Raw genomic sequence first — 6,000 nt, forward strand, 5'->3', positions numbered from 1 at the left:
CCAATTGGGTGATAACGCCTGACGGCTCCCCGGTACGCGTAAAGCAGCGCGGGGCTGCTTTACATGAATCCAGGACGGCACCCACGGCGCCATCCTGCAACAATTTGAAATTACTCTTTTTCTACCTGAGAGAACTCAAGCTCTACAGGCGTCGCACGGCCAAAGATCAGCACGCTGACCTGCAGACGGCTCTTGTCGTAGTTCACCTCTTCAACAACACCGTTGAAATCGGCAAATGGACCATCGATGACACGCACGGACTGACCCGGCTCGAACATGGTCTTGGGACGCGGCTTGTCGGTGCCGTCCTTCACACGACGAAGAATGGCTTCGGCTTCGCGACTGGTGATGGGCGCCGGCTTCTCTTTGGTGCCACCGATGAACCCCATGACACGCGGCGTTTCGTTCACCAGATGCCAGGTTTCGTCGACCATCTCCATCTCGACCAGCACATAGCCAGGATAAAACTTGCGCTCACTCTTGCGGCGCTTGCCGTCGCGCATCTCGACCACTTCTTCCGTCGGCACCAGGATTTCGCCAAAGCGATCTTCCATGCCATACATTTTCACACGCTCGATCAGCGAGCGCATGACATGCTTCTCAAAGCCGGAATAAGCGTGGACGACGTACCAACGTTTGGACATGAAAACTCCTAACCAATAACGCCGGACATCGCCCAGCCAAGAAGAGTGTCAATCAACCACAGCATCAACCCCACCACCAGCACCGCTACCAGTACGATGGCAGTCGTTTGAATGGTTTCAGGACGGGTTGGCCATACAACGCGCTGAATCTCTTTCCTGGCGCTGACAGCAAGCTCGATCAGGTCGCGACCCTTGGCGGTAGTGAGTGCAATCAATCCTGCCAATGCACACAGCACAACGACACCAAGGACACGATAGAGCAGGCCAATATCGGCGAAATAGGTATTACCAACGATTGCAACAACAAGCAGCGCTACAGTCGCCGCCCACTTGAGCCCGTCATGGCGCGTCTGTTGCACCTCATCGCCATGTTTTACGGAACTAGGCTTCATAAAAACGAGACTCCTAAGGGTGCAGCGAGCGACAAAGGAATTCTAGAAAGACATGCCAACCTGGGGAAGATTGGCAGGCCAGGAGGGAATCGAACCCCCAACCTGCGGTTTTGGAGACCGCTGCTCTGCCAATTGAGCTACTGGCCTGTATCGTCAAATGCGCAATTTACCACCTGCGCAAGAGCGGGCGCCATGATAGCGGAAACTTTTCCGCCTGACAACCCTTACATCACACCCGCTGCCGCGGGCGAATACAAAAAAAGCGAGCATCGCTCGCTTTTTTCGCAATATGGAGCTCATGGACGGAATTGAACCGTCGACCTCACCCTTACCAAGGGTGTGCTCTACCCCTGAGCTACATGAGCCAAACACATCAAACTGGAGCGGGCGGCGGGAATCGAACCCGCACCATCAGCTTGGAAGGCTGAGGTTCTACCATTGAACTACGCCCGCCGAACTTGCCTGAAGAATGACAATCCGCTGCACGAGAAACAGTAGCTAATGCCCGCTTACCGGCCTTTCATTCACAAGCACTGACAAATCAGCACTCATACAATCTGGTGGAGAGGGAAGGATTCGAACCTTCGAAGCTTTCGCGGCAGATTTACAGTCTGCTCCCTTTGGCCACTCGGGAACCTCTCCAGCTGTGGCGGCACATTATGCCAGCCCTCAAAACAGTGTCAAGCCAAAATCTCTTTATTTTCGAGACTTTTACTGTCTACTGATTTAACCAATCAGCGTTGCGACTCGACCACATCTGCTTTGGAACGCGCTGCATTCTGTCAAAGCAGCATGGAGAATGCAAGCCCTGCGCGAATTTTTTCCAACGAAACCGGCTCCGGCACCTGCGGCGCACCCGACATCTTGCCTGCGCGCTCGGCGAAGGTCAGCGGAAATGTGGCTTCGAGGCCGCCATACACCATGTCGGGCCAGACGGCATGGGGCACCTGGACCCCGCGCGACACCACCCGCGCATCCCCGCCCGTCAACAGCATGGGCAGCGCCACTCCTTGCTGGTCACATACCTCACTGTAAATGCGATTGATGGCACTGACCGCCGCCATGTAGATGCCATGGTTGACGGCATCCACCGTGCGCCTGCCAGGCTCCAGCAGCGCATCGGCCTCGCTATCGGGGTCGATAGCCACATTACGGGTGCCCAGCTTGAGACTCTCCTTCATCAACCGTAACCCCGGGATGATGAAGCCCCCCAGATGCACCCCGCCCGGCAACACGAAATCAATGGTGATGGCACTGCCGCAGTCCACCGCACAGCAGCCGCCGGCCAGCTGGTAACCCGCCAAGGCCCCCATCCAACGGTCTACGCCCAGGCGGCCGGGCTCCTCATAGCCGTTGACGACGCCCAGCGCCTCGGGTGTCGAGCGCGCCACATGGACCTGACGCACCTGGCGGCGGAGCAGGGCGACAGTTTCGTCCAGCACGGCGGCCCTGGCCACGCTGGAAATGCGCACCGCTTCTACTACGCCCAGGTCCGGAATATCCGCCCCTGGACGCCACTCCTCCCGGGTCCATACGGCCCCGCGTGAGCGGATCTCGCTGCTCTCGGCATCCTTGAGCCGCCACTTCGACAGCGTGTTGCCGATATCCAAATCCAGAATCATAGACGCCTACGTACGCTAATCTCACCGCCCGACAGGCGTCGCGAGTGACCGTTTTCAGTAACCCACAGGTTACCACTTTCATCGACGTCTCCTGCAACGGCATCGCTGGTGCGCTCCCCCTGGATGACCCGAATGGGCAACCCTGAGTAGGCATGGCGCTGGTTCCAGGCGTCGAGCCAGGGCGCGAACCCACCGTTCTCGAACCCCGCCAACATGCTCAGCAACCCAGCGACCATGTCTGCCGCCAACTGATTACGCGAGATGCCGGGCCGCGCATCGAACAATGCAGCCACCGGCTGGTCGATGGTCGCTCGCAGGCTATCGGGCAGCATCAAGTTCATGCCAATGCCGATCACTACTTCACAGGGGCCTGCGGCATCCCCCGTCACTTCGATCAGAATACCCGCGAGCTTGCCAAGCTCGTCCCCTTGTTCGGCCAGCAGCACGTCGTTGGGCCACTTCAGCTTGGGCGCCACGCCATACTGTTCGAGCACTTGAGAGACCACGACGCCCACCGCCAGACTCAGCCCCTCCAGAGCATTGACGCCGGACTCGAAGCGCCAGCCCATGGATACCATCAGGCTCTGCCCCCAAGGCGTCGACCAGACGCGACCTCGTCGGCCTCGCCCTGCCGTCTGCAGCTCGACGAAACACACTTCACCGTGGCCTGCACCCTGTGAAAACCGCTCACGCAGGTACTCGTTGCTGGAAGGCAGCTGGTCTTCGACGAACAGGCGCGCCAGCAGGTGGCGGGCATCCGCAGGTAGCCGTTCGACGATACGCGCGCCATCCAACGGCTCGAGCGGGTAAGCCAGGCGATAGCCTCGCCCTTTGACGGCGACCAGCTCGACGCCCAGCGCTTCGAGTTTCTTCAACTGTTTCCACACGGCGGCTCGGGAAACGCCTAACGCCTCCCCTAACTGTTCACCGGAATGAACCTCGCCATCGCTCAACAAACGCATCAGGTTACCGATGGTCATGTGCCTGCCCCAACTGGGAAAACGCCTATCTTAACGGAACCGTCATGAAGGCGAAAACTGCCGCGTTTAGGTTATTGACTTGGTGCTTTATTTAAGACAGCGCTGGTAGTGGACCGTACCCAGACCCTATAATGCCGCCCTATTTTTCCAGCAGGATCGCGTCGTGATCGAGAATCTTCGCAACATTGCCATTATTGCCCACGTTGACCACGGTAAAACTACCTTGGTAGACAAACTGTTAAGCCAGTCCGGAACGCTCGACCGCAAGGCCGAAGGCCAAGAGCGTATCATGGACTCCAATGACCAGGAGAAGGAGCGTGGTATCACCATCCTGGCCAAGAACACTGCTATTCAGTGGCAAGATGGCAATGGCAAGGATTACCACATCAACATCGTGGACACCCCTGGGCACGCCGACTTCGGTGGTGAAGTAGAGCGCGTCATGTCCATGGTGGACTCTGTGCTGCTGCTGGTCGACGCCGTCGATGGCCCGATGCCACAAACTCGCTTCGTGACCCAGAAAGCCTTCTCGCAGGGCCTCAAGCCCATCGTGGTGGTCAACAAGATCGACCGCCCCGGCGCACGGCCTGACTGGGTCATCGACCAGATCTTCGATCTGTTCGACAACCTGGGCGCCACCGACGACCAGCTCGACTTCCCGATCATCTACTGCTCGGCCCTGAACGGCATTGCGGGCATGGACCCGGAAGAGCTGGCCGACAACATGGACCCGATGTTCCAGGCCATCGTCGATATCGTCGAGCCGCCGAAAGTCGAAGTCGATGGGCCGTTCCAGATGCAGATCTCTGCCCTGGACTACAACAGCTACGTCGGCGTCATCGGCCTGGGCCGCATCAAGCGCGGTTCCGTGAAGCCCAACCAGCAGATCTCGGTGATCGGCGTGGATGGCAAGGTGCGCAAGGGCAAGATCGGCCAGGTCATGACCCACATGGGCCTCGAGCGCGTACAAACTACCGAAGCCACCGCTGGCGATATCGTCTGCATCACCGGTATCGAAGAGCTGTCCATCTCGGACACCCTGTGTGACCCGAGCGCCGTCGAAGCCCTGCCGCCGCTGTCCGTAGACGAACCCACCGTCTCGATGACCTTCCAGGTCAACGATTCGCCGTTCGCAGGCAAGGATGGCAAGTTCGTCACCAGCCGCAACATCAAGGATCGCCTGGACCAGGAGCTGATCCACAACGTGGCGCTGCGCGTCGAGCAGGGCGAAACGCCCGAGAAGTTCAAGGTCTCTGGCCGTGGCGAACTGCACCTGTCGGTACTGATCGAAACCATGCGTCGTGAAGGCTTCGAGCTGGCCGTTGGTCGCCCCGAGGTCATCATCAAGGAGATCGACGGCGTCAAGCAGGAGCCCTACGAAGAAGTCATCATCGACTGTGAAGAGCAGCATCAGGGCTCGATCATGGAAGAGCTGGGCTACCGCAAGGGCGAGCTGACCAACATGAACCCGGATGGCAAGGGCCGTGTGCGCCTCGACTTCATCATCCCGGCACGTGGTCTGATCGGCTTCCGTGGCCAGTTCCTGACGCTGACGTCGGGCACCGGCATTCTGACCAGCCGTTTCGACCATTACGGCCCGCTGAAGCCCGATGCCGCCATCGAGCGTCGCAACGGCGTCATGGTCTCCATGGTGGATGGCAAGGCGCTGGCCTACGCTCTGTATACCCTGCAAGAGCGCGGCAAGCTGATCATCGACCACGGTACCGAAGTGTACGAAGGCATGCTGGTCGGTATCCACAGCCGCGCCAACGACCTGGTGGTCAACCCCACCAAGGGCAAGAAGCTGGATAACATGCGCGCGTCGGGCAACGATGAAAACATCGTGTTGACGCCGCCGGTGAAGTTCACGCTGGAACAGGCCATCGAGTTCCTCGACTCCGATGAGCTGGTCGAAGTGACGCCGAGCTTCATCCGTCTGCGTAAGAAGCTGCTGAAAGAGAACGAGCGCAAGCGCTCCAGCAAGAAGTAAGCTGACCGCTGACACCGAAAGCCCGCCATCGTGCGGGCTTTTTGCTATCTCGACCCATGGTCGACTGGGCTGAGCGGTCCACAAATATCATCATTAACGCAACCTAAACGCTAGCGTGCTGGAAAGCGTCGCCATTCTATCGCACAGTAACGCAATCGTTGACGCCCTCGGGGGGCTGTCACGCTACACTTCCTACAAGTGTTTGGATACCTACCCCCATCCGACACCACTATCAGGGACACTCCTGCGCATGAGCGGTCTTGACGCCCTCCCCGCCCTAAAGGACGGGGATTCCAACTTCTTGAGGGCAACGTCCTGCCCCGAGGCTGAGGATATTCCGGGCCGCATTCACGTCCCGGTCGTGGAGTACAC

5 protein-coding genes and 4 tRNA genes are annotated in these 6,000 nt (G+C 58.9%); 1 reads left to right on the forward strand and 8 read right to left on the reverse strand.

Annotated features, from left to right (window positions below):
* Positions 1-110 precede the first annotated feature (110 nt).
* The 8 genes from nusG to IE061_RS08650 all read right to left on the reverse strand — a co-directional run bounded on the left by nusG (position 111) and on the right by IE061_RS08650 (position 3,638).
* Complete coding sequence (gene nusG, locus IE061_RS08615) at positions 111-644, reverse strand: transcription termination/antitermination protein NusG (RefSeq protein ID WP_016915764.1); 534 nt, start codon at positions 642-644, stop codon at positions 111-113.
* 8 nt (positions 645-652) lie between these two features.
* A complete protein-coding gene (secE, locus tag IE061_RS08620) occupies positions 653-1,036 on the reverse strand; it encodes a preprotein translocase subunit SecE (RefSeq protein ID WP_016915763.1) in 384 nt (127 codons plus the stop codon).
* A gap of 71 nt (positions 1,037-1,107) precedes the next feature.
* Positions 1,108-1,183, reverse strand: a tRNA-Trp gene (locus tag IE061_RS08625).
* A 143-nt stretch (positions 1,184-1,326) separates the two neighbouring features.
* Positions 1,327-1,401: transfer RNA gene (locus tag IE061_RS08630), tRNA-Thr, on the reverse strand.
* 14 nt (positions 1,402-1,415) lie between these two features.
* Positions 1,416-1,489 (reverse strand) — tRNA-Gly (locus IE061_RS08635).
* Positions 1,490-1,594: 105 nt separating this feature from the next.
* Positions 1,595-1,678 (reverse strand) — tRNA-Tyr (locus IE061_RS08640).
* 140 nt (positions 1,679-1,818) lie between these two features.
* Positions 1,819-2,658: a type III pantothenate kinase gene (locus IE061_RS08645; protein ID WP_100730930.1), complete on the reverse strand. Its 840-nt coding sequence runs from the start codon at positions 2,656-2,658 to the stop codon at positions 1,819-1,821.
* Positions 2,655-3,638: a biotin--[acetyl-CoA-carboxylase] ligase gene (locus IE061_RS08650; RefSeq protein WP_193461408.1), complete on the reverse strand. Its 984-nt coding sequence runs from the start codon at positions 3,636-3,638 to the stop codon at positions 2,655-2,657. Before IE061_RS08650 ends, IE061_RS08645 begins: the two co-directional genes overlap by 4 nt.
* Before the next feature lie 163 nt (positions 3,639-3,801).
* Between IE061_RS08650 and typA the strand changes: the two genes are divergently transcribed.
* Positions 3,802-5,628, forward strand: a complete 1,827-nt coding sequence (gene typA / locus IE061_RS08655) for a translational GTPase TypA (protein ID WP_193461409.1) — start codon at positions 3,802-3,804, stop codon at positions 5,626-5,628.
* The last annotated feature ends 372 nt before the right edge of the window (positions 5,629-6,000 follow it).

Source organism: Vreelandella hamiltonii (assembly GCF_014651795.1).
Taxonomy (GTDB): Bacteria; Pseudomonadota; Gammaproteobacteria; order Pseudomonadales; family Halomonadaceae; genus Vreelandella; species Vreelandella hamiltonii.